Here is a 22,784-nt window from a genome sequence, read left to right as displayed (position 1 = left end):
CGGGATGGAAACGACAGCCACCATCCTGCATGCCGATCTCGACGCCTTCTATGCCTCGGTCGAGCAGCTGCTCGACCCATCGCTGCGCGGCAAGCCGATCGCAGTCGGCGGCGGTGTGGTGCTGGCGGCCTCCTATGAAGCACGTGCCTTCGGCGTGCGCGGCGGCATGCCGGGGCGCAAGGCACGCGAGCTTTGCCCGCAACTGATCTTCGTCGGCGGCAATTTCAGCCACTATCAGCGGCTGGGCGACGCGGCGATCAAGGTGCTCGACGATTTCACGCCGGTGGTCGAGCGCATCTCCATCGACGAGGCATTCGCCGATGTCGCCGGCTGCACGCATCTTTTCGGGTCACCGCGCGAAATTGCCATGACCATCCGCCACCGCGTGCGGGCCGAACTCGGCCTGCCGATCTCGATCGGCGTTGCCCGCACCAAGCATCTGGCCAAGATCGCCTCGCAGGTCGCCAAGCCCGACGGGCTGGTGGTGGTCGAACCCGGCACCGAGCTTGCCTTCCTGCACGATTTGCCGGTCGGGCTGATGTGGGGCGTCGGCCCGGCAACCAAGGCGCGGCTGGCCGAAATCGGCATCGAGACCATCGGCCAGTTGGCCAGGACGCACAGTGGCGCGCTGACCCGTCTGCTCGGCCCGGCCGCCGGCGAAAAGCTGTCGGCGCTGTCGTGGAATCGCGACCCGCGCAAACTGGAGACCAACCGCCGGGCGCACTCGGCCGGCGCCCAGTCGGCGCTCGGCCAGAAACCCGCCGTGGCTGATGTCATAGTGCCGACGCTGCTGCATCTGGCCGACCGCGTCGCCAGCCGCCTGCGCGCCAAGGCGCGGCCCGGCCGCACAGTGACCGTGCGCGTTCGCTTTGCCGATCTCAGCGCCGTCACCCGTTCCATCACCCTCGACCAGCCGATCTCGGCGACCACCATGCTGGCCGAAATCGCGCAAGACCTCGTGCGCGGCGTGCTTGCCGATAACCCGCATGAGAGAACCATCTCGCTGCTGGCGATCTCGGTCTCGCATCTCGAGGAAAGCGCCGAACTGCAGCTCGACCTGCCGCTTGGCCTCGCCGACGAGAAACACCGGCCCGGTAGCCAAAAAGGCCTCGCCCGCTTCGGCGCCGACCGCGCCATCGACAAGATCCGCGAGCGCTTCGGCAAACAGGCCGTCGGCTACGGCACGGTGGCGCTGGAAGCGGCGCGCTCCGTGCCTGACGAATTCAGGGAACTGGCGGAGAAGGAGTTGTGAGCTATCTGCCGCTGCGCCAATAGCGATGCACCTTGACGCCGCTGCCGCTTCCCCCGTGCCAGGACTCGCAAGCGATGCCGTCATTGTCGGCATCATGCGTCGGCCAATAGCCAGGCTGGCCCCTGTGCGCGGGGGCAAGCCCGACGGCGCGGGCAGCCGCACAGTTCGGGAACGCGGCAAAGTGCCTTAAGGCGTCGAGAGGCGAGTCAATCTCGATGCCGACAAAACCATAGGCGATGTAGCCGGACACAAGAATGAACGGCGCGAAAAGCGCCAGCCATTTCAGCCTGCCGTGGCGACGAGTTGCAGGCCAATGCAAGAATGGCAGAAGCATTCCCGGCGCCCCCCGGCTTCAGGACCTCGACACAATCTATCTTCAGTGGGCTGTCGCGACAACCGGGACTGCTTGCCAAATCCCGCCATGCCGCCCATACAGCGGCTTGGGTGGATCCGAGAGGTCCGCGCCTCGCCCATCTTGCCGGGATACTGACCGATGCCTGCGACGCCGTACCCTTGGTCGAAGCCTTGACGGCCTCCTCCCCCGCTCCGTCACCATCGCTTGCAAGCCTTGGCTGGACGGATTTCTTCGGCGATCAGCTTGAGCCCGATGACGCAGGCCTGATCCCGACGCGCATTGCCATGGTGCATCGCGATCGCCTGAGTGGCCTGTCCCAGTCCGGCCAGATCGACCTGACATTGCCGCCGAATGCCAACACCGGTGACTACGCCGTCGGCGACTGGGTGCTGGTCGAGCCGCATGATCAGCTTGTGAAGCGCCGCCTGACCCGCAAGACGGTGCTGGAACGCCGCACCCAGGGCGGCCGGGTGCCGCAGCTGGCCGCGGCCAATGTCGACACGCTGTTCATCGTCACCTCCTGCAATGCCGACTTCAACATCGCTCGGCTCGAGCGCTATCTGGCGCTGGCCAACGAAGCCGGCACGACACCGGTTATCCTGCTGACCAAGGCCGATACGGCCGAAGACGCCGAGACATACCAGAAGCAGGCAACCGCCCTGCAGCGCGGACTGGCCGTGGTGATGCTGAACCCGCGCACATCAGATGCCGCGACCATGCTTGCCGCCTGGTGCGGTGCTGGCCAGACGGTGGCGCTGATCGGTTCCTCCGGCGTCGGCAAATCGACGCTGGTCAACACGCTTGCCGGGTCAGGCCAGCAATCGCCACAGCAGACCGGCGCCATCCGCGAACACGACGCCAAGGGGCGCCACACCACCACGGCGCGCTCGCTGCATGCCGTTGCCGGCGGCGGCTGGGTGATCGACACGCCGGGCATGCGCACTTTGCAGGTCAGCGACGTCGGCTATGGCATCGACACGCTGTTTGCAGAGATCACCGAGCTTGCCCCGCTGTGCAAATTCCGCGACTGCACCCACGTGCACGAACCGGGCTGCGCGGTGCAGGCTGCCATCAAGGCCGGCACGCTCGATCCCGAACGCCTGGCCCGCTGGCGCAAACTGTCCGAAGAAAACCAGCACAACACGCCGGTGGTGAGCGGGCCGCGCGGCAGCAAGTCACCCGGCGGGCGCGGCAAGCGGCGCTGAACCACTGCCCTATCGCCCTACTGCCGCATCGCCTCAAAGCCGCGCCGTGCGGAAAACCCGGTCCCAGAATATCGACGTCACGCCGAAATTGGCGTCGTCGTCGATATGGTGGTGCACGGCGTGGCGGCGCTTGAGCGTGTAGAGATAGCTGGGATGGCTGGGGTGCCAGTGGTGGATCATGTGGTGGACGCTGACGTACCAGAGATATCCCAGCATCAGGCCGCAGCCAACCGCACTCGCGATCGCGAAATCCGAGATCAGCCAAACGGATACTACGATCAGCGCATGCACGCCCAGGCTAAGCCAGGTCGGCGTACCCACCGGACTGCGCTCCTCGACATGGTGGCGGTCGTGCAGATCCTTGATGTAGGGAACGTGGTGAAGGACGTAGCGGTGGAGCGCATATTCGATCAGCGTCCACAGGCCGAGACAAACAAGCACCGTGCCGATCCAGCCCGGCGTCCCCTCTTCTCCGGCCTCGATCAGCCCGGCCACCCCCAATATGGCGATCACCAGCGGATAGACCACGAAGTCGCTGTAGTAGCCGATCAGACTGAGTTGCATTCGGACGCCCCAACTGGCTTTCGACGCCGCCCCAAAACGATTCTATCAGATTGCCGAACTCTGTGGTGAGGTGCAATGCGGATGCATCAGACATAGCGTCGCAATTTTTTGGTGCAAGATCGGCGCTGTGATCCCGGAAGAATCAGGCGCGGCCGACTTCGCATCAGCGCCGCAATGGACATGCAAAAATGGCAAAACGCAGTGCGGGCTTGCTGATTTATCGTCGAAGCGACAGGGAAATCAGGGTGCTTCTGGTTCATCCCGGCGGCCCGTTCTGGGCGAAGAAGGACGATGGCGCCTGGTCGATCCCGAAAGGCCTCGTCGAGGAAAACGAGGACGAACTGGCGGCCGCACGGCGCGAGACCGGGGAAGAGCTCGGCGTCGCGGTCGATGGCCCTTTCACGCGCCTCGGCGACTACAAACAGCCGGGCGGCAAGATCGTCATCGCCTGGTCGGTGGAAGCCAGAGCCGAGATCGATGTCGCCGCGATCAAGAGCAACAGCTTCACCATGGATTGGCCGCCACGCTCCGGGTCGATGAAGGAATTTCCGGAAGTCGACAGAGCCGGCTGGTTCAGCCTACTCGAGGCAGGGGTCAAAATTGTCCAAGGGCAACGCCCGATGTTAAAGGATCTGTCGAAGCAACTGGATGCCGAATAAACGAGGTAACCAACAAAATGGAGAGAGACATATCGAACGAACCGACCGCCATCCTGATGCAGAAGGTAAAACACGAGATGCAACAGGTGAATGACGGCAACGACGATGCCGAATTGAACTACAGACTCGGGGAAGAGCTCATCGAGAGATGGAGACGAGGATCCGATCTGGAGTTTCTCGTCGACCTGCTGCGATCTGAAAAATCCGGTGAGCGGCTTCTTGGCGCTTACTACCTCGGCGAAGTGGGAGGGATAGACGGATTGAAGGGTCCGGCGATAGAGCTGGCCGACGACGTGCTTTCCAGTTGCCGGCGCGCTTTCGTCGACTACGTGAGAAGTTCCGGATGCTACGACGGCACGATTGCCGATGGCTTGGCAAAATGCCTGCTGGATATCGACCTTTACGTCAGAGTGACGACGATGAAATGGGCGATCGCGACATCCGACGAGATATTCGAACAGTTTTCCCTACTGGTTGAGTCCGGAGACGGCGGCCGCAAGCCCAGGTTTCCGAATCCACTCAGCAATGATTTCTGGAACAGGTCGACCTTGAAGCGCGCAACTCGCGGGTTGGATATCATTCGCCGCTTGCGCGCGGGGCAGAAAATCAAGGAGATCAGGGAGGACTTTCTAGAAGAAGACAGCTTTGTCCTCGACAATTTTCTCTTCTGGGAAACCCGTCGGGAACGCGATTTAGAATGGCGGAAAACAAAGGCAGGGCATTAACCGCAGACCGTGGCGCGAATCGCGCGTTTTCATATTCACTGCGTGTGGGCCGTCGAGCAATTACCCCGCAAACCTTGCCGCCGTCCAAGCCCCACCCGCCGCGTTCGACTCCACCGCCGCCGCGACAAACTTCACACCCCGCGCGCCATCGACAACATCCGGCACCTGCGCCGCGCGTTCCGGATCGACCACGCCACCTGACCGATGCGCGCGGATGATGTCGGCGGCGTCGCGGTAGAAATTGGCGAAGGCCTCGATGTAACCCTCGGGGTGGGCTGCCGGCATGCGCGACACGCGCTGAGCTTCCGCCGTCGAACCATGACCGCCGCGCACCAGCGTGCGGGTTTCCTCGCCATAGGGCGAAAAGCGCAGTTCCTCCGGCCGGCCGCCCGACCATTCGAGCCCGGCCTTGTCGCCATAGAGGCGCACGGACAGATCATTGTAATGGCCGGGCGAGGTCTGGCTGGCCAGGATCGTGCCGCGCGCCCCGCCCGTCCAGCGCACCAGCACATGCGCATTGTCGTCGAGCCGGCGTCCCGGCACGGCGGTGAACAGGTCGGCCGACACCGCCTCGGCCTCGCGGCCCGAAATGTAGCTCGCCAGATTGAAGGCATGCACGCCGATATCGGCCAGCACCGCCGACTGCCCTGCCCTGGCCGGATCGGTGCGCCATTCCGCCTGCTTCTGGCCTTCGGCGTCGATTGGCCTGGTCAGCCAGTCCTGGATATAGGCGCCGTGCACCGACACGATGCGCCCGAGCGCGCCCGCGGCCACCATCTCGCGCGCCTGACGCACCATGGCGTAGCCGGTGTTGTTGAGGGTGACGACGAAGCGGCGCTTCTTCGCCTTGGCCAGCGCCACCAATGCCTCGGCGTCGCTGAGCGTCGTCGACAGCGGCTTGTCGCAGATCACGTCGATGCCGGCCTCGAGAAAAGCGGTGGCGATCGGCGCGTGCAGATGGTTGGGGGTGACGATGACGACGGCCTCGATGCCATCAGGCCGCGCGGCCTCGGCCAGTGCCATGGCATGGTAATCGGCATAGCTGCGCTCCGGCGCGATGCCGATCTCAGCGGCGGAAGCCGCGGCATTCTCCGGATCGGAGGACAGCGCGCCGGCGACCAGCGCGATCTGGTCGTCAAGGCGCATGGCGAGGCGGTGCACGGCGCCGATGAAGGCATTGCGGCCGCCGCCAACCATGCCGACCCTCAGCCGCTTGCCCGCCGTCCCGTCCGATGTTGCGTAGACCATGTTTTCTCCTCCAACCACGTGCGAGCGCCAGTGCCAGGACGCGGCTAGCACTTTCGAACAAGATTTCCAAATTTCATATTGTAATACAATTGTGCCACGCTAGCCTGAGGCTCATGAGTGGGGCAAGCAAATCATCCGGACGATCCAGCACCGACGAGGCAGCGACGCGCAAGCGTGGGCGCTCTCTTGCCGCGCTGGGCTACATCCAGCCACAGACCTATGAGGAGCTGCGCGCAGTGCTGTCGTCCGGCACCGTGCATTTCCCCAAGCGGCTTCGGCAGGTGGCGATTTTTCTGTGGCAACATCCGAGCGACGTCGCGCTCGGCACCATCGCCCAGGTGGCCACGCAGGCCGGCGTGCAGCCCTCGACGCTGGTGCGCTTTGCCCAGATTTTCGGCTATTCCGGCTTTTCGGATTTCCAGGGCCTGTTCAAGGAACACATCAAGGGATCGTGGCCGGACGGGCGCGGCGAGCCGCGTGCCGAGGCCGAGCCCAACGCCGCCACGCATTTCCTGCACGGCATGGTCGGCGCCTCGCAGGCCTCGCTCGGCCGCATAGAGGCCGGCTTCGATGTCGAGAGCTTCGAGACGATGGTGGCGCTGCTGGCCGACGCTGACCTGATCTATGTCATCGGCTCCAAGCGTGCCTTCCCCGTCACCGCCTATCTGTCGCTGACCTTGTCGCAACAAGGCGTGCGCAACGTGCTGGTCGACAATGTCGGCTCATCGGCACTCGACCAGGTCGGCTGCATCGGCGCGCGCGACGCCGTGCTGGCGGTTTCCTTCAGCCCCTACAATTCAATCACGCCCGACCTGGTCGCCGTGGCGCATGAGCGCAAGGCCCGCATTGTCACCCTCACGGACAGCACCTTCAGCCCGCTCATCCCTTTGTCGGACAGCTGGCTGGAAGTGGTGGAATCCGACTTCGGCGGTTTCCGCTCGCTCGCCGCGTCGCTGGCGGTCGGCATGGCGCTGGTCCAAAGCGTCGCGGCAAAGCGCGGCGCATGAGGTGTTGCTGGCACAATTGACTATCGGGAATTGACGTTCCATATTTTGAAAAATAGAAACTTTGTTCCGGGAGGAGGAATGGAGATCAGGCTCGACGGCAAGGTGGTGCTCGTCACCGGCTCGACGCAAGGCATCGGCCGTGCCATTGCCGAGACCTTGGCGCGCTCCGGTGCGGCTGGCCTTGTGGTCACCGGCCGCGACAAGACGCGCGGCGACGCCGTGGCGGCGGAGCTTGCGCAATTGGGCACGCCGACCATCTTCGTCGCCGCCGATCTCGGAGACCCGCAAACCCCTGCCCTTTTGGCGCAGGCCTGCATCGAGCGCTTCGGCCGCATCGATGGCTTGGTCAACGCCGCCGGCCTGACCGACCGCGCCTCCTTCCTCGATGCCGGCCTCGACGATTGGGCCGCGCTGTTCGCCGTCAACGCGCGCGCGCCGTTCTTCCTGATGCAAGCTGCCATCGCCGACATGAGGACACGCGGCCAGGGCGGCGCTATTCTCAACATCCTGTCGATCAACGCCCATTGCGGCTCGCCGGAACTCGCCGTCTATTCCGCGACCAAGGGCGCGCTGGCGACGCTGACCAAGAACGCCGCCAACGCCCACCGCTTCGACCGCATCCGTGTCAACGGCATCAATGTCGGCTGGACCGACACGCCGGCCGAACGCCTCATGCAGGCCGAGACATTGGGCCATGGCCCCGGCTGGCTTGATGCCGCCAACGCCGCGCAGCCTTTCGGCAGGCTGCTGACGCCAAACGATATCGCCAACCTCGCCGTCTTCCTGCTGTCCGACGCAGCCGGCCCGATGACCGGCGCCGTGATCGACCAGGAACAGTCGGTGATCGGAGCGAACCGGTGAACGCTGGTTCGACATCGCTGGAAACACTGGGGCCAGCCTTGCTTGGTCGGCTTCCGGCCCTTGTCCAGACACCGGCCTATGACCGCACAGCTCTTCAACCCGGCATGGCGCATCTCGGCGTCGGCGCCTTCCACCGCTGCCATCAGGCCGAATACACCGACGATCTGCTGGCGCTCCGGGTCGACCGCTGGGGCATTGTCGGCATCAACATCCGCCCGCCCACCCTTGCCGACACGCTCGGCCGGCAGGGCGGCCTCTATACCAGGCTGATCCGCGAAAACAGCCATGTCGACGCGCGCGTCATCGGCAGCATCGTCGAGGTCGTCGACAGCCAGGAAAGTGCCGCACCCGCGCTCGATGTGCTCTCGTCACCCGACATCGAACTGGTGACGATGACGGTGACCGAGAAAGGTTATTGCCACATTCCGTCAAGCGGCGCGCTCGATCTCGATCATCCCGACATCGTCCATGACCTCGCCAACCCGGAAACACCGCGCAGCGTACCCGGCATATTGGCGCGGGCGCTGGAACGGCGCCGGGCCACGCATGGCAGGCCGCTGACACTGCTCTCCTGCGACAACATACCGACCAACGGCGTCATCCTGGAAAATGTCGTGCGGACGTTCGCCGAACGGCGCGGCAATGGTCTTGCCGACTGGATCGCGGGCAATGCCGCCTTCCCCTGCGCCATGGTCGACCGCATCGCACCGGCGGTGACGCGCGATGATTTCGACAGCGTCGAACAATGGTTCGGCTACCACGATGGCGCCGTTGCCGTTGGCGAGCCGTTCCGGCAGTGGGTGATCGAGCAGAAATTCGCCGGCCGCATGCCGCGCTGGGACCTTGTCGGTGCGACCTTCGTCGACGATGTCACGCCGTTCGAGCATCTCAAGATGCGGGTGCTGAACGGCGCCCAGACAACGCTCGCCACGCTGGGCGTGCTAGCCGGGCTGGAGCACACATCCGATGCCATCGCCGACCCGCTGCTGTCGGCCTTTATCAGGCGTATGCTGATCGAGGAAACGCTGCCGACGCTGTTGCCGGTGCCCGGCATGGAGCCGCTGGCTTACGTCGAGCAAAGCCTCGGGCGACTGAAGAACACCGCGATCCGCCACCGCAACCACCAGATCGCCACCGATGGCTCGCAGAAGATCGTCCAGCGTCTGCTCAACCCGATCCGCGACCGGCTGGGCCAGGGAGCCAGCATCGGCTTGCTTTCTGTACCGGTTGCCGGCTGGATGGCCTATCTCATCCAGGCCTCGTCACGTTTCGGCAAGCGCTGGCCGGTGTCGGATCCCTATGCCGCGAAGGTCGCCGGGATCGCCGACGCGACCGGCCACGATGCGCGGGCGCTGGCTTCGGCCATCCTCGCCATCGATACGATTTTCGACCCCGGCCTTGCCGCGAACGGCGCGTTTCGCGAGGCCGTCACTTCGGCATTGAACGAGTTGCTTTCGGATGATCCGATGGCAGCCGTCCGACACAGTCTCGAACAAGATGAGGTCGCACGGTTGAAGCGATCCAAACAATCGGCATTATAGGATTTGATCGTGAAGCCACGATCAGGGGAGGCACTATGAAACTTGGACTGCTCACCGCACCTTTCGCGGAGACGCCGCTTGCCGATGTCGCCGGCTGGGCAAGCTCGGTCGGCTTCGAGGCGCTGGAAATCGCCTGCTGGCCGAAAACATCTGGCGCGACCCGCCGCTATGCCGGCACCAGCCATATCGACGCGGGTTCCACCTCGCCCGCCCAGGCCAAGGAAATCGTCGCCGAGTTGGCGGAAAAGAACCTCAGCGTTTCCGGCCTCGGCTACTATCCCAACCCGCTGCATCCGGACGCCGCGCATCGCGAGGCGGTCATTGGCCATCTGAAAAAGGTGATCGTGCTGGCCGCCAATATGGGCGTGCCCGTGGTCAACACCTTCTGCGGCGGCGATGCCTCGAAGACCGTTGACGTCAACTGGCAGGATGCGCTGAAAGTCTGGCCCGAGATCGTCGCCTTCGCGCGCGGCCACGGCGTAAAACTCGCCTTCGAAAATTGCCCGATGATCTTCAGCTATGACGAGTGGCCGGGCGGGCACAACATCGCCTATTCGCCTGTTGTCTGGCGCCGCATCCTGGAAGCCTGGGGCGGCGAGGTCGGCATGAATTTCGACCCCTCGCATCTGGTCTGGCAGATGATCGACCAGGCCCGATTCATCCGGGAATTCGGCTCCTACATGCTGCATGTCCACGCCAAGGACCTGATGATTGATCATGATGGACTTTATGAGCGCGGGGTCCTGTCTTCTGGCATAGGCTGGCAGGTGCCGCGCATGCCGGGGCTGGGCGATGTCGACTGGAGCGGCTTCTTCTCCGGCCTCTACCGCGCCGGCTATGATGGATCGGTCATCATCGAACACGAGGACAGGCGATTTGAAGGCAGCGACGATCAGGTCAAGCGGGGCTTTCTGCTCGCCCGCGACGTGCTGCGTCCCTTCGTCAAATGAATTAGAGCGCGTCGCTGAGTCAGTCTGTCAGCGGCACGCTTTAACGGGTTGGAACTGAAACTGAAAAACAATGTGGAGGAAGTCTGAAATGAAGAAAATACTGACCATGGTCCCGCTGCTTGCGGGTGCTGCCTTGCTGGCCTCGGTGGGCGTCTCGGCCGCTGCCGGCAAATACACGATCGGCATTTCCAACACCGTCCAGGGCAATGGCTGGCGCGAGGAAATGGTCTGCGCCATGAAGGCGCAGGCGCTGGCTTCGGGCGAAGTCACCAAGCTCAACATCGCTCATCGCAACACTGATGCCGCCGGCCAGCTCGAGGACATCCGCAATTTGATAAGCGCCAAGGTCGACGCCATCGTCGTCAACCCCGCTGATCCGGCGGGCATCAAGGCGGGCCTCGAAGAAGCCACCAAGGCCGGCATCGTCGTCGTTGCCGTCGACCAGGCGGTCACCGAACCGTCGGCCTACATCATCTCCAACAACCAGGAGCAATACGCCTATCTCGGCGCCAAATGGCTGTTCGGCCAGATGGGCGGCAAGGGCGAAGTGTTTTACATGCGCGGCGCCGCCGGTGCTTCGGCCGACAGCGACCGCGACAAAGGCTTCAAGAAGGCGCTGGCCGAATTCCCCAATGTGAAGGTCGCGCAGGAAGTCTTCACCGGCTGGCAGCAGGACCAGGCCAAGCAGCAGATGCTGTCATTCCTGGCCACTGGCACGCCGTTCAACGGCGTCTGGACGTCCGGCATCGACAACGTCATCGTCGACGCGCTGACAGAATCGCAGGCCCCGCTGGTGCCGGTGGTCGGCGCCGACAATGCCGGCTTCGTCGGCCAGTTGAGCTCGGTCAAGGGCCTTGTCGGCGCCGCCGTCACCAACCCCGGCTCGATCGGCGGTGCCGGCGTGACGCTGGCGCTGCAGATCCTCGACGGCAAGAAGCCGGCTCAGCAGACCGTGCTGGTCGACCCGCAGCTGTGGGACAACGCCACCGACGAAGGCAAGGCCAAGCTGAAAGCCGCCGCCGACCCGTCGCTCAGCCCCGAATGGCCGGTCTCGATCTCGATCCCCGGCTGGACGACGTACACGAAGGACCAGATCGTGGCGTGTAAGGGACCGGGAGAGTAAGCTGACGAGGCGCCCTTCTGCCTTCTCCCCTTGTGGGAGAAGGTGGATCGGCGCGCAGCGCCGAGACGGATGAGGGGTGCGTTACGGAGTGAGGCGTTGGTGCTTTCTGGAGCACCCCTCATCCGACCTCGCTTCGCGAGGCCACCTTCTCCCACAAGGGGAGAAGGGAAGATCAGCGCTGCAGCCGGCACCGCCAAAACAATTGGCTACATAACATTTGAACAGCTTGACCCGAGAACAACCCGATTTGACCACCAGCCCCCTCCTGGACGCCACCGGCGTCGCCAAGAACTACGGTGCGGTTGCAGCGCTCCGCAACGCGTCGCTGTCCGTCTTGCCCGGCGAGGTGCATGCGCTGATGGGCGCCAATGGCGCCGGCAAGTCGACGCTGGTGAAAATCCTGACCGGGGCAATATCAGCCAATGCCGGCCGCATCCTGATCCGGGGCGAGGCGCGCGACATACGCTCGCCCGCCGCCGCGCGCCGCGCCGGTCTTTTGCCCGTCTACCAGGAACCGTCGCTGATCCCCGATCTCGACATTCTGTCCAATCTGCGGCTCACCGGCACGCCGGTCGAGCCGTTCCGCGCCTGGGTGCGCGAACTCGGCATCACCGATCTCGACCTGCGCGACACCGCGCGCGACATCCCGCTGGCCGTGCTGCGCGTGCTCGACCTGGCCCGCGCGCTGGCGGTCGAGCCCGACGTGCTGCTGCTCGACGAGATGACGGCGGCGCTCCCCGCCAACCTCGCCGAAAAGGTGCTGGAAGTGGTGCGCCGCCAGGGCGACGCCGGCCGCGCCGTGATCTTCATCTCGCACCGCTTCGTCGAAATTTCCGCACTGTGCGACCGCGCCACCGTGCTGCGCGACGGCGAGACCGTCGGCGTCGTCGACATCGTGCCCGGCGTCGAGGAGAAGATCGTCGAACTGATGCTGGGCACCCGCATCGTCAAGACCCATGTCGCTGCGCGCAGCGCCGCCCAGAAGGCAGCGCCCGCATCCACACGGCCGCGGCTTTCGGTGCGAAACCTGCGCGTCGGCACCAAGCTCAGCGATGTCTCCTTCGATCTCGCCGACGGCGAGGTCGCCGGCGTCGTCGCGCTCGAAGGCCAGGGCCAGGATGGGCTGTTCGCCGCCCTTGCCGGCTCGATCCGGCCATCCGGCGGCACCGTCGAGGTCGATGGCCAGCCGGTGAAATTCTCGCACCCGATCGATGCCATCCGCGCCGGCATTGCCTATGTGCCGGGCGACCGGTCCGAGGCGCTCGCCATGCAGCGCTCGGTGCGCGAGAACATCGCGCTGCCCTTCAGTGCCGCCCTGCGCAACTGGGGGCCCATTCCCATGCGCCGGGAGCGCGCGACAGTGCTCAGCGCCATCGAGCGGTTGCAGATCGACACCCGCGCGCAGGGCGAGGTGCAGCGCCTGTCCGGCGGCAACCAGCAGAAGGTGACCATCGCCCGCTGGATCGCGGCGGACGCCCGCACCATCCTGTGCTTCGACCCGACGCGCGGCATCGATGTCGGCACCAAGCAGGAGATCTATAAACTGCTGCGCGAGCTCGCCGGCCACGGCAAGTCGGTGTTGTTCTACACCTCTGAACTCGAAGAGGTGCAGCGCGTCTGCGACCGCGTCATCGTCATCTTCGGCGGCAGACTGGTCGACATCTTTCCGGTCGAGGAGGCCGATGAGCCGGCGCTGATGCGCGCCGCCTACGGCCTGCCGCGCGGTGCCAAGGCCGATATCGGTATCCTGGCTGATCCCACAGCGAGTGCTTCCGAACCGGGGGCGACGCCATGACCCATTTCCTGCGCCGCCAGGGCTGGGTGGTTGGCCTGTTCGCCCTGCTCATCGTGCTGTTCGTCGCCACCAGGATCATCCAGCCGGCCTATGGCAGCAATGATTTCGGCTCGCTCGCGCGCGCCGTCTTGCCCTACGCCTTCGCCGTCGCCGCGCAGACGGTCGTGGTCATCGCCGGCGGCATCGACCTGTCGGTCGCCGCCATGATGGCGCTGACCAGCGTCACCGCTGCCTCGATGATGGCGGGCGCGTCCGAGGAATACGCGCTGTTCGTGGTGCCCTTCGTGCTTGCCATGGGCTTTGCCCTCGGCGCGCTCAACGGCCTCTTGATCGTCGTCACCCGCGTGCCCGACATCGTCGTGACGCTGGCCATGCTGTTCGTGCTGCAGGGCGCTGCCCTGTTGGTGCTCGACGCGCCGGGCGGCGGTGCCGCCGAATGGCTGAAAGCGCTGATCTCGGGCACCGTGCCAATCCCCGGCCTGCCCGAAGCCATCGACGCCTGGCTGCCCAAGGCGCTGCTGGTGCTGATCGTCTGCCTCTGCATCATCTGGATACCGCTCCGGCGCTCGCGGCTTGGCCTCTCCATCTACGCCATCGGCTCGAGCGAACTGGCGGCGTTCCGCTCAGGCGTGCCGGTCAAGCGCACCCGCATCATCGCCTATGCGCTGTCTGGCCTGTTCGCCGCCTTCGGCGGGCTGGCGCTGACGCTCAGCACCGGCATCGGCGCCCCCATCCCCGGCCCCTATCTGCTGGCCAGCGTCGCCGCCGTGGTGCTGGGCGGCGTGGCGCTCGGCGGCGGCAAGGGCGGCCTGCTCGGCCCCATCGTCGCCGTCTTCGTGCTGCGCCTGGTGCGCACGGATCTCACCCTGCTCGCCATCGACCCCAACGTCACCGCTATCATCGAAGGCCTGATCATGGTGGCGGTGGTGATGTTCGGCGCGTTTATTACCATGCGAGGGCGGCAGTGATGGGAGCGCATCGGAGCGCGCTTCTTCCTTCCCCCCTTGTGGGGGAAGGTGGATTGCCGCGCAGCGGCAAGACCGATGAGGGGTGTTCCAGGAAACACCAACGTCTCACTCCGCTGAAGCACCCCTCATCCGTCTCGGCGCTATCGCGCCGATCCACCCCGGGGCGAGCCAACGGTCTCGCCCCGTCCTTCGGACCCCACAAGGGGAGAAGGGAAAGATGCGTCGCGCCAACCCTATCGCGAGCCACCCCATGAGCACATCAGCGATCACGCCTCCCCCCATCCCCCTCGGCCGTCGCGTAAAACGCTTCATGGCCGACCGGCCATTCGTCCCGCTCATCATCCTGCTCATCATCCTGGTGGTGATCCTGCAGATCCTGCGCCCCGGCATCGTCAACGAGCGCTGGATCGGCAACACCATCAAATTCGCCATTCCGCTGGCGATCCTCGCCGGCTGCCAGACCATGACCATGCTGACCGGCGGCATCGACCTGTCGGTCGGCACGGTGGCAACGATGAGCGCCTTCATCATGGCCACGCAAGTGGTCAACCAGGACCCGGCGGTGGCCTTCCTCCTGGCGATGATGCCGGCGGTGCTGATCGGCCTCGTCAACGGCATCGGCGTCGGCGTCTTCCGCGTCCACCCGCTGATCATGACGCTGGGCACCAGCCTGATCGGCACCGGCTGCCTGCAGGTCTACCAGCGCACGGTGATCGCATCAGGCACGAAAATCCCCGACTTCCTCGGCTGGCTCGGCACCGGCGTCACCTACGGCTTCCCCAACGCGCTGCTGTTGTTCATACCGCTGGCCGCCCTCATCGTCTTCACGCTCGCCCGCACCGGCTTCGGCCGCCTGCTCTACGCCGTCGGCGACAATGAGCGCGCAACCCGCCTCTCCGGCGTGCAATACTGGCAGGTCATCACCGCGCTCTACATCACATCAAGCGTGCTTGCCGGCATCACCGGCCTGCTCTATATCGGCCTGATCAAGGCCCCGTCCCTGTCGCTGGCCGAACCCCTGGTGCTGCCCTCGGTGGCCGCCGCCGTGATCGGCGGCACCTCCATCTTCGGCGGCCGCGGCGGCTACACCGGCACCATCATCGGCGCGCTGATCCTGACCGTGCTGACGACGCTGCTGACGATCCTGCAGATGCCGGAGGGAGCAAGGCGGATCTTGTTCGGGCTGATCGTGCTGTTTGTCACGGCCGCTTATTTGCGGATTGTGGAGGAGCGGTAGGGGGAGTTGACTGGCCGCAGTTGGGCCGGGAGCGAACCGGCTGCTGTTAGGGTGTTCGAGCCAGAAAGCCGACCTTTGCCTTGAGCCTTCGAACCGATGGCATAGCGCCTCATAGTTGTCCGGACGGGAGGTTGGAGCGTTTGGAGGCCGGCGGAAGCGATGAAGCCCCTGGCTTGATGTCGCTGCGATGTGCTTTACCAACGGTGAACGCAGATCTCCGGGATCGCATTGTGACCGGACGTCAACGGACAGGCCACAAGATCCAATGCGTATCGCACCGCCAAGCGGCAAATCAAGCCGGGAGGCGCCACATTCGCACTCTACCTGTACCACGCAGTTCTGTTTCCGCGAGTGGGTCACAAGCAAAATTTGGCCCAAGCAGTCTGCGGGTTGCATCCGAAATACGGATTTCATCGGGCTCCGCGGACGTTTGAATACGTGCGGCGAGATTAACGGTCTCGCCCCACAGGTCATAGGCAAACCGCTTTTTGCCTATGACGCCCGCGACGATTGGTCCCGAGTTAATTCCAATTCTGAGCCTTAGCCGTTCTCCGGCGAAGCGTTCGTGCTGAACCGCCTCCCGCAGCTCAAGTGCATAGCGCGCGAGGGCTTCTGCATGATCGGATCGCGCGGCGGGCATGCCAGCGACCACCATCACGCAGTCACCGATTGTCTTGATCTTTTCGCAGCCGTATTGGTCCGACAGCCGATCCGCCGCCTTGAAGAAGTAATTTAAAATAGCGAGCGTCGTCACGGCTCCGACGCTCCGCGCTCTTTCCGTAAAACCGACGATGTCGGCAAAAAGCACACTTACCTCTGCGTGGTTGTCGGCAATTTGTTCGTCTGACTTTAACCGCTCCGCGATCGACGCCGGAAGAATGTTGAGGAGCAGGGTTTCGGCGCGCTGGTATTCACGCTGCAATCCCTCTTGGCTCTCCCTCAACGCCTCGTTCATCGATTGTAATTTCTCGTTGAGTTGACGCTCCCTCTCTTGCAGGAGCGTCATTTCGTAAGCCTTCTGTTGAAGCCGCTGCTTATTGTCTCGTTCGGCAGTGACGTCGAGAAAGAGCAGCCACACGCAGTCATCGTCAGCAAAAAGATGAAGATCCGCGACACGCCCGCTGGGCAGTTCGACCATAGGCATATGATATGGAAGCTCGGGGCAAGGCAGCAAACCTTCCATGAATTCAAGCTGATCGGCAACTGGCTTGCCGATGCGAAGCGATGAGAGCCCGTAATGTTTAACGTTACCGCCCTTCCCAGCTATGCAAAGCTGGGCGTCGATTTTCACATATGCGATAGAACGCTCGTTGTAGAAGAAATTGTAAGTCCAGTTTCCGACTTCTCTTGGCAATCTATGCATGGTCTATTTGGTAACTATCGAGGCAAGTTGACGAAACGCATCATCGACATGTTCACCCGTAAGCGCACTTGTCAGATAGATTTGCCATCCACGTTGCCTCAGTTCGTCAATCTCACCATCCGGTATCACCCACTTATCGGCCAGATCGGATTTGTTGAACAGCAATACAAACGGCATGGCACCGAATTCGGCCTCGACCCGCTCGCGCAGCGTGAGTGCGGCGACAAGAGTGGCGGCGCGGGTTCCATCGACGACAAGCACGAGCCCTGTCGCACCTCGCACATGGCTGACGCGGAATGAGCCGATATCATCTTCGCCGGCCAAATCCCACAAAATCAGATCCACGGTTTTGTCCGGTAGTGCGACACTCTTCTTGTCGATTTTCACGCCCACCGTGGTCAGGTAGGTTTCTGAAAAGATGCTTTGCACAAACCTGCGGACCAGGCTCGTCTTGCCGACAGAGAACCCGCCCAGCATGCAGATCTTTTTTTGCAACATCTTGGGCCCCGCCCTAGTCCAGGTTTACCGTAACCGAAACCCGGCGATTGGTGGAGCTACCTGTTTGACTATTTTCTGGCACAGCCGGTTCAAAGGTGCCCGCGCCCCGAACCAGCAGCAGTTCCGGGGCGACGCCGCGCTTGTTGAGAAGCGCACGAACTGTCTCCGCGCGGGCGGCGCTGATCGATGCGTTGGCCGTCTCACGGCCCGTGCCGTCCGAATGGCCGGTCAACATGAACCGGGCCGTTACGCCTGACTCGCGGGCTTTTTGGGCGAATTCCTTTATTTGATCCGCCAATCTGTCGAGAACCGGCATCTGCTCTGGTCCCGGCACAACTTTGCCGGAAGAGAAGAAAATATCGGTCGTCTGGATGGCCTCTCTCAAATGATTGAGTTCTGCAAGGTCCAACTCATGCAGTTGCGAGACATCCAGAACCACTCCGTCCGCCGAAAGTTGTTCGGCGGCGGCCCGCGCCCGGTTGATCCAGTTGGCAGGAGCCTCACCCACGACAACGATGCGACCCTGGATGATCGAAAGCATAACCGATTTCGGCGGGGTCAGCGAAGCCACCAGCCGCTTCACCACGAACTTCGGATCAAGGCTCTGATAGAATTGCCATTGTGAATGAACGCGGGCAGGATCAACCTGCGTTCCGTGCAGCAGAACTTGCGGGTCGGCGGCAAGCGGGTCTCTCAGGCCGGAAATGTAGAAATGTCCGCCCCTCTCCGTTTGCTGGGCGACGATGATTCCAGGTTGGGCCTCAAGTCGCGAGACATAATACTGCCAATGCTCCGCCGCGCGCGCTTCGGGGCTCACATCGCGAACCTTGGAGATATCGAATTCCGGTCCCCCTGCCGAAAGCTGTCGGGCCGCTGCGCGCGCCCGATCTATCCAGGTGTCGGGAGCCTCGCCCTCGGCAACGATGCGATCATTGACGATCGAAAGTCGTACTGAATCCAGCGGATACAGCGACACCGTCAGCCGCTTCAACACGAACTCCGGCTCAAGGCTCTGATACAACCGCCACTGCGAATGAACCCGGGCGGGATCGACCTGCGTTCCAGACAACAGCGACTGCGGGTCGGCGGCAAGCGGGTCTCTCAGGCCGGCAACATAGAATTGGCCGTCGCGTATCTTCTGTTCTGCAACGATGATGCCCGGCTGGCTCCCCAGTCGCGACACATAGGCCTGCCAGCGATCCGCCTCGCGTTCTTCGAGGCTTACATCGCGAACCTTGGAGATATCGAATACCGGCCCGCCTGCCGAAAGCTGCTGGGCGGCGGCCTGCGCCCGGTCGATCCACGTGGCAGGAGCCTCGCCTTCGGCAACGATGCGATCATTGGCGATCGAAAGTCGTACTGTATCCGGCGGAGCCAGCGACGCCGTCAGCCGCTTCAACACGAACTCCGGCTCAAGGCTCTGATACAACCGCCACTGCGAATGAACCCGGGCGGGATCGACCTGCGTTCCAGACAACAGCGACTGCGGGTCGGCGGCAAGCGGGTCTCTCAGGCCGGCAATATAGAATTGGCCATCGCGTATCTTTTGCTCTGCAACGATGATGCCCGGCTGGCTCCCCAGTCGCGAAACATAATACTGCCAATGCTCGGCCGCGCGCGCTTCGGGGCTCACATCACGAACCTTGGAGATGTCGAATTCCGGTCCGCCTGCGGAAAGCTGTCGGGCCGCTGCGCGCGCCTGATCTATCCAGGTGTCGGGGGCCTCACCCTCGGCGACGATGCGATCCTTGACGATCGAAAGTCGCACTGTATCCGGCGGAGCCAGCGACGCCGTCAGCCGCTTCAACACGAACTCCGGCTCAAGGCTCTGATAGGATTGCCACTGCGAATGAACGCGGGCGGGATCGACCTGCGTTCCGGACAACAGCGACTGCGGGTCGGCGGCAAGCGGGTCTCTCAGTCCGGCAATATAGAATTGGCCATAGCTTACCTTTTGTTCGGCAACGATGATGCCCGGCTGGGTCTCCAGTCGCGCCACATAGGCCTGCCAGCGCTGCCCGGATTGCCAAGAAAGGAAGAACCAGCCGCCTGCCACAACCAAAAGCAGCAGGGCTGCAACCACTACCAGCCAGGGAAACCCCTGGTTTGATTCCTCTTGTTTCAGCTCAACGCACGTCTGCAATTGTGCCTCTACGCCGGCCAACTGCGAACTGTCGCCGTCAAACTCCGCTAGAGCCTGTGAGCACTCCTCATGGATGCGAAGCAACACATCGCGAACTATTTCATGTAATTCCTCTGGTGGATTTCCTCGGATCACCGAAACCAAGGTCGCAAACTGTCCAACTTCTGACCAGAGACGAAGGTCACCAAGGCGGATAGTGTCCAGACTGCTCTGTTCTTTCTCGTTAAATGAGTCCTTCACAAAATCTTGAATTGCACTAAGCATCGAAGAAATAAGCTGAGGATCCTCACTCGTTACGTTATCGGCAGCTAAATGAGATATCAGTAGTCCAGAGGATCGGCTAATGAGAAATACATGTTCTACACGATATACGAGAGAATGCTTAAGAACAACTTCAGAAAAGCTGGCGCCGGTTCTCCAAGATTCAAATCGCCACTTGAGACCGTGCCAAGTAAATATATGTCGTAAAGTTTCATTCAACGACTGAAAGGTCTGGTCGATCTTTTCCCCGATCGACTTGCGAATTGCCGGAAGAAACACCGGGTATAATATATCCGTCAGCGTGCGCGGGCTCCTCTGGATCGACCGTTGCACAGCCCTTTCGACAGCTGGCGCAAGGGCCTCGCCGAGTTGCGCATGAGGCGCTCGTGCGGCCGCACTGGGAAGAACGTCGCCCACGGCTGCCGCGAGCTGCTCCGGTTCGTCCAGCAGATGCGTAACTCGTGAAAGCTCCGAAATTTCGCGGCTGACCAGCAACTGGCGCAGTGTTTCCATGCGAGGATCGGCGGTTGGAACTCCGTCAAAACGCGCACGATAGTCCGGATCAACGTTCCGGGCAATTTCGATCAAAAGACGAGCCAGAGCCTCGCGATCAATCTCTGTATCGTTCGAGGCTGTTCTTTGCGGAAGGCTGATTGGGTCGACGGTCGACGTCAAGGTCCCATCAACTCACTTTCCAGCTACGGTCCGAGTTGCTCTTGCTGCCGACGGGATCCTGGTTCAGACATTTTGCAACCTCGACAAACAGGCCGGCCAAAAGATTTCGGTCGGTCTTGACGTTGCTGAGATCGGCAAACATTTTCTCTATCAGCATCTGAACGCCTTCATTCTTCTGCTTGATTTCCTCACGCAGTAAATGATCGTTTCGATTTATCCGGTCCGCAACGTCGCGCTCAAGCGCGCTCAATTGATCCGACAACGCGCGCACCTGCTTTTCAAGTGCCTGGTTTTGCTCGCGAAGATTCCGATCAATCTCTTTGTCGGCGTCGGCTCGCGAATCTTTTTCGTTCCGCAATTGCCCCGCAAGCGAATCGACCTGCTTCTTGGCATTTGACTCGTACATGTCGAGATTGCGCTTGGCCTCGGATTCGACATCCTTGAAGCGCTGCAAGACCCGTTCTTCGAGCTTGGAGAAGCGGCGGTCATAGTCCTGCATCTGGTTGCCGAACAGCAGATCACGTATCTTGTCGACACCTACAGGGTCGCCGGAGCCCCCGTTTTCGCGAGCCTGAACCCCCATGAAGTTCAGCCCGTTTCCGTCGGCGTTACCTATCAGATTTCCGTCCGCTTTCTTTTCTGAAGAAACGGAATTAGAAGATTCCTTTGCCATGCTTGCGCCCTTCCGTTTGAACACCTGCCACGGTGCAAAACCCCTATATAAGGAAGTTAGCATGTCAGCAAAATACACGGCTCGCAAGCCGGTATGTCTTGACTTGAGTCGATTCCTGAGGCAGCCGAGCGCATCGCCGACTCAGCAATGGAAGTTTGGGGCGACGCCATTTCAAAAGCGGCAGCCGCGGCTGGTCGGGGATCAAAGGCGGTAAGCGCGGTCGTCGAAGCAGTGACGCCCAGCAATCTCTGCGCTAAACGGCATCCCGGCGTTCAGCCGCAAGGCGATTAACCGAATACCACGGGCGGCAGGGCGCACTTTCGCGCTCAAGGCAGGCGACCCGATCAAGCTCGATAACAACCGCTTCACCAACCACACGGCAAAGCTGCGGGTGTTGCGCGCGGGATCGCCATCCGCGAGTGCGCTCAGGGACCGAGGTCCAACTTTCAAGCGGGAGGCTGGGAGGGCGTGGAGACAGCCAGGTTCGGCCAGCCCGCGCCCTGTGCCGATGGCGGTCGCGGCTGGCCCGAGGATCGCGACGAATGAGACGTGGGCCTGGTTAACCCGAGCGATCTTCTCTATTGCTGCGGCGACCGATCTTCACCAAGCTGTCTGTGGCCTCGACCAAACGCCGCATCCTGCTGCGCAGTGCGAGATTCTCGGCCAGCATTTCCTGGGAGCGTTCAAGCGCGAACTCAGCCCGGTCGATGCGCTCCCTGGCATTAGCAACTTCCAACGTTAAAATATCGGCCGCCAACCCGCGCCCGTGGGGTTCCATGGTGTCCATCAGTGTCTAACACATGGTAGGCGAAATCGTTCCCTGATAACGGGCGAACCGGGTGCCGCATGACCCATGACCCCCTATCGTTCCACTGCGGCATGGGTCGAGCAGTGCTTGCTCTATGGCATGGGGCCGTCGAGCACTTCTCAAGCGAAGGTGCGCAGGCAATGGCCACCGCGAACGCGTTAGAGCGATCCTGCTCAAATTGACGCCCGCGGTGCGGGGCAGTGGTTATAGTTCCGGTGGCGCCGGATTGAGAGAGTTCGTTGCGCCAACCAACAGAGTGCGCAGACATCGAGGAACTTCCGAACGAATTTCGGCAACTAGCGCAGCCGGGACCTAGAATGGTCGTCGGCTATGTCGGCTTTCGGGCTACTGCAAAATTGAACTCTTTGACCGAGATGAGGCGCAAAGCGGACGTCTAGCGGCAGCGCAACGCGTCGGTCCGCTGGCTTATCTGAGCCCAGCCTGCAGCCTGTCTCCCACTGTCACCTAAGCGTCGGTTAATGCCCTGTCTTGCCCCTCGCACCATCCCCCAATCGCCTCCAGCAACATCCCCTGCTCACCAACCCAGAACCAGTGATCCTCCACCTCCACCTCCACCTCCACCTCCACCTCCACCTCGACCTCGACAAACCGCGCCCCCGCAATCTTCGCGGCCAGATACCGCCCGGCCTCAACCCTCGCCGCCCGGTCACACCTGCGGTGCAACACAGTCGTCTTGGCCGCGACTTTTGACAGCAGCCGGCGCACATCGGTGTCGCGCAGCGCCTGCAGCAGGCCTGCCACCGCGCCGGGCTGGAAGCGCCCCTGAGCCGGCCGGCCCACCAAGCGCGTGCCTGGCTCGGCGCGAAGGTCGCGAATGGTCGCCTTGCCAGTCCTGCCTATTCGAAAGTCCGC

The 22,784-nt window shown here is 62.7% G+C and carries 21 protein-coding genes; 12 read left to right on the top strand and 9 right to left on the bottom strand.

Annotated elements, in window-relative coordinates; translation table 11 throughout:
• The first annotated feature begins 4 nt into the window (after nt 1-4).
• Nucleotides 5-1,252, top strand: coding sequence for a DNA polymerase IV (gene dinB / locus EB235_RS16240; protein ID WP_027030000.1), 1,248 nt, complete (start codon nt 5-7; stop codon nt 1,250-1,252).
• Between the two features lies 1 nt (nt 1,253).
• On the opposite strand, the gene EB235_RS16235 is transcribed toward dinB, so the two are convergent.
• A complete protein-coding gene (locus EB235_RS16235) occupies nt 1,254-1,586 on the bottom strand; it encodes an excalibur calcium-binding domain-containing protein (RefSeq protein ID WP_027030001.1) in 333 nt (110 codons plus the stop codon).
• Nucleotides 1,587-1,765: 179 nt separating this feature from the next.
• On the opposite strand from EB235_RS16235, the gene rsgA reads away from it, so the two are divergent.
• Nucleotides 1,766-2,812, top strand: a complete 1,047-nt coding sequence (rsgA, locus tag EB235_RS16230) for a ribosome small subunit-dependent GTPase A (RefSeq protein ID WP_032926343.1) — start codon at nt 1,766-1,768, stop codon at nt 2,810-2,812.
• A gap of 33 nt (nt 2,813-2,845) precedes the next feature.
• Here the strand turns inward: rsgA and EB235_RS16225 are convergent, their stop codons facing one another.
• Nucleotides 2,846-3,376 (bottom strand): sterol desaturase family protein, encoded by a 531-nt coding sequence (locus EB235_RS16225; RefSeq protein ID WP_027030003.1) that lies wholly within the window; start codon nt 3,374-3,376, stop codon nt 2,846-2,848.
• A 188-nt stretch (nt 3,377-3,564) separates the two neighbouring features.
• Here EB235_RS16225 and EB235_RS16220 point away from each other — a divergent pair, with 188 nt between their 5' ends.
• Nucleotides 3,565-4,035, top strand: coding sequence for an NUDIX domain-containing protein (locus EB235_RS16220; protein WP_027030004.1), 471 nt, complete (start codon nt 3,565-3,567; stop codon nt 4,033-4,035).
• Between the two features lie 17 nt (nt 4,036-4,052).
• Nucleotides 4,053-4,760, top strand: coding sequence for a hypothetical protein (locus EB235_RS16215; protein ID WP_051429611.1), 708 nt, complete (start codon nt 4,053-4,055; stop codon nt 4,758-4,760).
• Between the two features lie 60 nt (nt 4,761-4,820).
• Here the strand turns inward: EB235_RS16215 and EB235_RS16210 are convergent, their stop codons facing one another.
• Nucleotides 4,821-6,008, bottom strand: coding sequence for a Gfo/Idh/MocA family protein (locus tag EB235_RS16210; protein ID WP_027030006.1), 1,188 nt, complete (start codon nt 6,006-6,008; stop codon nt 4,821-4,823).
• A 113-nt stretch (nt 6,009-6,121) separates the two neighbouring features.
• On the opposite strand from EB235_RS16210, the gene EB235_RS16205 reads away from it, so the two are divergent.
• The 8 genes from EB235_RS16205 to EB235_RS16170 all read left to right on the top strand — a co-directional run bounded on the left by EB235_RS16205 (nt 6,122) and on the right by EB235_RS16170 (nt 15,490).
• The gene (locus EB235_RS16205; protein ID WP_027030007.1) at nt 6,122-7,015 is read left to right on the top strand and encodes a MurR/RpiR family transcriptional regulator; all 894 of its coding nucleotides are present in this window, start codon (nt 6,122-6,124) and stop codon (nt 7,013-7,015) included.
• A gap of 78 nt (nt 7,016-7,093) precedes the next feature.
• Entirely contained in the window at nt 7,094-7,876 is a 783-nt protein-coding gene (locus EB235_RS16200) for an SDR family oxidoreductase (RefSeq protein WP_027030008.1), read from the top strand.
• Nucleotides 7,873-9,417: a mannitol dehydrogenase family protein gene (locus EB235_RS16195; RefSeq protein WP_027030009.1), complete on the top strand. Its 1,545-nt coding sequence runs from the start codon at nt 7,873-7,875 to the stop codon at nt 9,415-9,417. The genes EB235_RS16200 and EB235_RS16195 overlap by 4 nt, the downstream gene beginning before the upstream one ends.
• Nucleotides 9,418-9,452: 35 nt before the next feature.
• Nucleotides 9,453-10,367 carry a sugar phosphate isomerase/epimerase family protein gene (locus EB235_RS16190; protein ID WP_027030010.1) on the top strand — a complete coding sequence of 305 codons (915 nt, stop codon included), beginning with the start codon at nt 9,453-9,455 and terminating at the stop codon, nt 10,365-10,367.
• An 88-nt stretch (nt 10,368-10,455) separates the two neighbouring features.
• A complete protein-coding gene (locus EB235_RS16185) occupies nt 10,456-11,490 on the top strand; it encodes an ABC transporter substrate-binding protein (protein WP_027030011.1) in 1,035 nt (344 codons plus the stop codon).
• A 247-nt stretch (nt 11,491-11,737) separates the two neighbouring features.
• Nucleotides 11,738-13,285: a sugar ABC transporter ATP-binding protein gene (locus EB235_RS16180; RefSeq protein ID WP_027030012.1), complete on the top strand. Its 1,548-nt coding sequence runs from the start codon at nt 11,738-11,740 to the stop codon at nt 13,283-13,285.
• A complete protein-coding gene (locus EB235_RS16175; protein WP_027030013.1) occupies nt 13,282-14,253 on the top strand; it encodes an ABC transporter permease in 972 nt (323 codons plus the stop codon). Before EB235_RS16180 ends, EB235_RS16175 begins: the two co-directional genes overlap by 4 nt.
• Before the next feature lie 250 nt (nt 14,254-14,503).
• Complete coding sequence (locus tag EB235_RS16170) at nt 14,504-15,490, top strand: ABC transporter permease (RefSeq protein WP_027030014.1); 987 nt, start codon at nt 14,504-14,506, stop codon at nt 15,488-15,490.
• Between the two features lie 292 nt (nt 15,491-15,782).
• Here EB235_RS16170 and EB235_RS16165 read toward each other — a convergent pair whose 3' ends face one another.
• The 6 genes from EB235_RS16165 to EB235_RS16140 all read right to left on the bottom strand — a co-directional run bounded on the left by EB235_RS16165 (nt 15,783) and on the right by EB235_RS16140 (nt 22,715).
• Nucleotides 15,783-16,853: an adenylate/guanylate cyclase domain-containing protein gene (locus EB235_RS16165; RefSeq protein WP_027030015.1), complete on the bottom strand. Its 1,071-nt coding sequence runs from the start codon at nt 16,851-16,853 to the stop codon at nt 15,783-15,785.
• A gap of 3 nt (nt 16,854-16,856) precedes the next feature.
• Nucleotides 16,857-17,351, bottom strand: coding sequence for a Rab family GTPase (locus tag EB235_RS16160; protein WP_027030016.1), 495 nt, complete (start codon nt 17,349-17,351; stop codon nt 16,857-16,859).
• Between the two features lie 13 nt (nt 17,352-17,364).
• Nucleotides 17,365-20,430 (bottom strand): OmpA family protein, encoded by a 3,066-nt coding sequence (locus EB235_RS16155; protein ID WP_171878144.1) that lies wholly within the window; start codon nt 20,428-20,430, stop codon nt 17,365-17,367.
• Between the two features lie 7 nt (nt 20,431-20,437).
• The gene (locus EB235_RS16150; RefSeq protein ID WP_027030018.1) at nt 20,438-21,103 is read right to left on the bottom strand and encodes a hypothetical protein; all 666 of its coding nucleotides are present in this window, start codon (nt 21,101-21,103) and stop codon (nt 20,438-20,440) included.
• Between the two features lie 559 nt (nt 21,104-21,662).
• Nucleotides 21,663-21,890 (bottom strand): hypothetical protein, encoded by a 228-nt coding sequence (locus tag EB235_RS16145; protein ID WP_032925456.1) that lies wholly within the window; start codon nt 21,888-21,890, stop codon nt 21,663-21,665.
• A 486-nt stretch (nt 21,891-22,376) separates the two neighbouring features.
• Nucleotides 22,377-22,715: an alpha/beta fold hydrolase gene (locus tag EB235_RS16140; protein WP_027030020.1), complete on the bottom strand. Its 339-nt coding sequence runs from the start codon at nt 22,713-22,715 to the stop codon at nt 22,377-22,379.
• Between the last annotated feature and the right edge of the window lie 69 nt (nt 22,716-22,784).

The sequence above is a fragment of the Mesorhizobium loti R88b genome (assembly GCF_013170845.1).
Classification (GTDB): Bacteria; Pseudomonadota; Alphaproteobacteria; order Rhizobiales; family Rhizobiaceae; genus Mesorhizobium; species Mesorhizobium loti_B.
The sequence above is the reverse complement of the archived record's forward strand: the minus strand, read 5'-3'. Positions and strand labels throughout refer to the sequence as shown.

Coding starts and splice junctions, on each gene's coding strand:
- dinB (WP_027030000.1), top strand. CDS start 5: ATGGAAACGACAGCCACCATCCTGCATGCCGATCTCGACGCCTTCTAT.
- EB235_RS16235 (WP_027030001.1), bottom strand. CDS start 1,586: ATGCTTCTGCCATTCTTGCATTGGCCTGCAACTCGTCGCCACGGCAGG.
- EB235_RS16225 (WP_027030003.1), bottom strand. CDS start 3,376: ATGCAACTCAGTCTGATCGGCTACTACAGCGACTTCGTGGTCTATCCG.
- EB235_RS16220 (WP_027030004.1), top strand. CDS start 3,565: ATGGCAAAACGCAGTGCGGGCTTGCTGATTTATCGTCGAAGCGACAGG.
- EB235_RS16215 (WP_051429611.1), top strand. CDS start 4,053: ATGGAGAGAGACATATCGAACGAACCGACCGCCATCCTGATGCAGAAG.
- EB235_RS16210 (WP_027030006.1), bottom strand. CDS start 6,008: ATGGTCTACGCAACATCGGACGGGACGGCGGGCAAGCGGCTGAGGGTC.
- EB235_RS16205 (WP_027030007.1), top strand. CDS start 6,122: ATGAGTGGGGCAAGCAAATCATCCGGACGATCCAGCACCGACGAGGCA.
- EB235_RS16200 (WP_027030008.1), top strand. CDS start 7,094: ATGGAGATCAGGCTCGACGGCAAGGTGGTGCTCGTCACCGGCTCGACG.
- EB235_RS16190 (WP_027030010.1), top strand. CDS start 9,453: ATGAAACTTGGACTGCTCACCGCACCTTTCGCGGAGACGCCGCTTGCC.
- EB235_RS16185 (WP_027030011.1), top strand. CDS start 10,456: ATGAAGAAAATACTGACCATGGTCCCGCTGCTTGCGGGTGCTGCCTTG.
- EB235_RS16175 (WP_027030013.1), top strand. CDS start 13,282: ATGACCCATTTCCTGCGCCGCCAGGGCTGGGTGGTTGGCCTGTTCGCC.
- EB235_RS16170 (WP_027030014.1), top strand. CDS start 14,504: ATGAGCACATCAGCGATCACGCCTCCCCCCATCCCCCTCGGCCGTCGC.
- EB235_RS16165 (WP_027030015.1), bottom strand. CDS start 16,853: ATGCATAGATTGCCAAGAGAAGTCGGAAACTGGACTTACAATTTCTTC.
- EB235_RS16160 (WP_027030016.1), bottom strand. CDS start 17,351: ATGTTGCAAAAAAAGATCTGCATGCTGGGCGGGTTCTCTGTCGGCAAG.
- EB235_RS16150 (WP_027030018.1), bottom strand. CDS start 21,103: ATGGCAAAGGAATCTTCTAATTCCGTTTCTTCAGAAAAGAAAGCGGAC.
- EB235_RS16145 (WP_032925456.1), bottom strand. CDS start 21,890: ATGGACACCATGGAACCCCACGGGCGCGGGTTGGCGGCCGATATTTTA.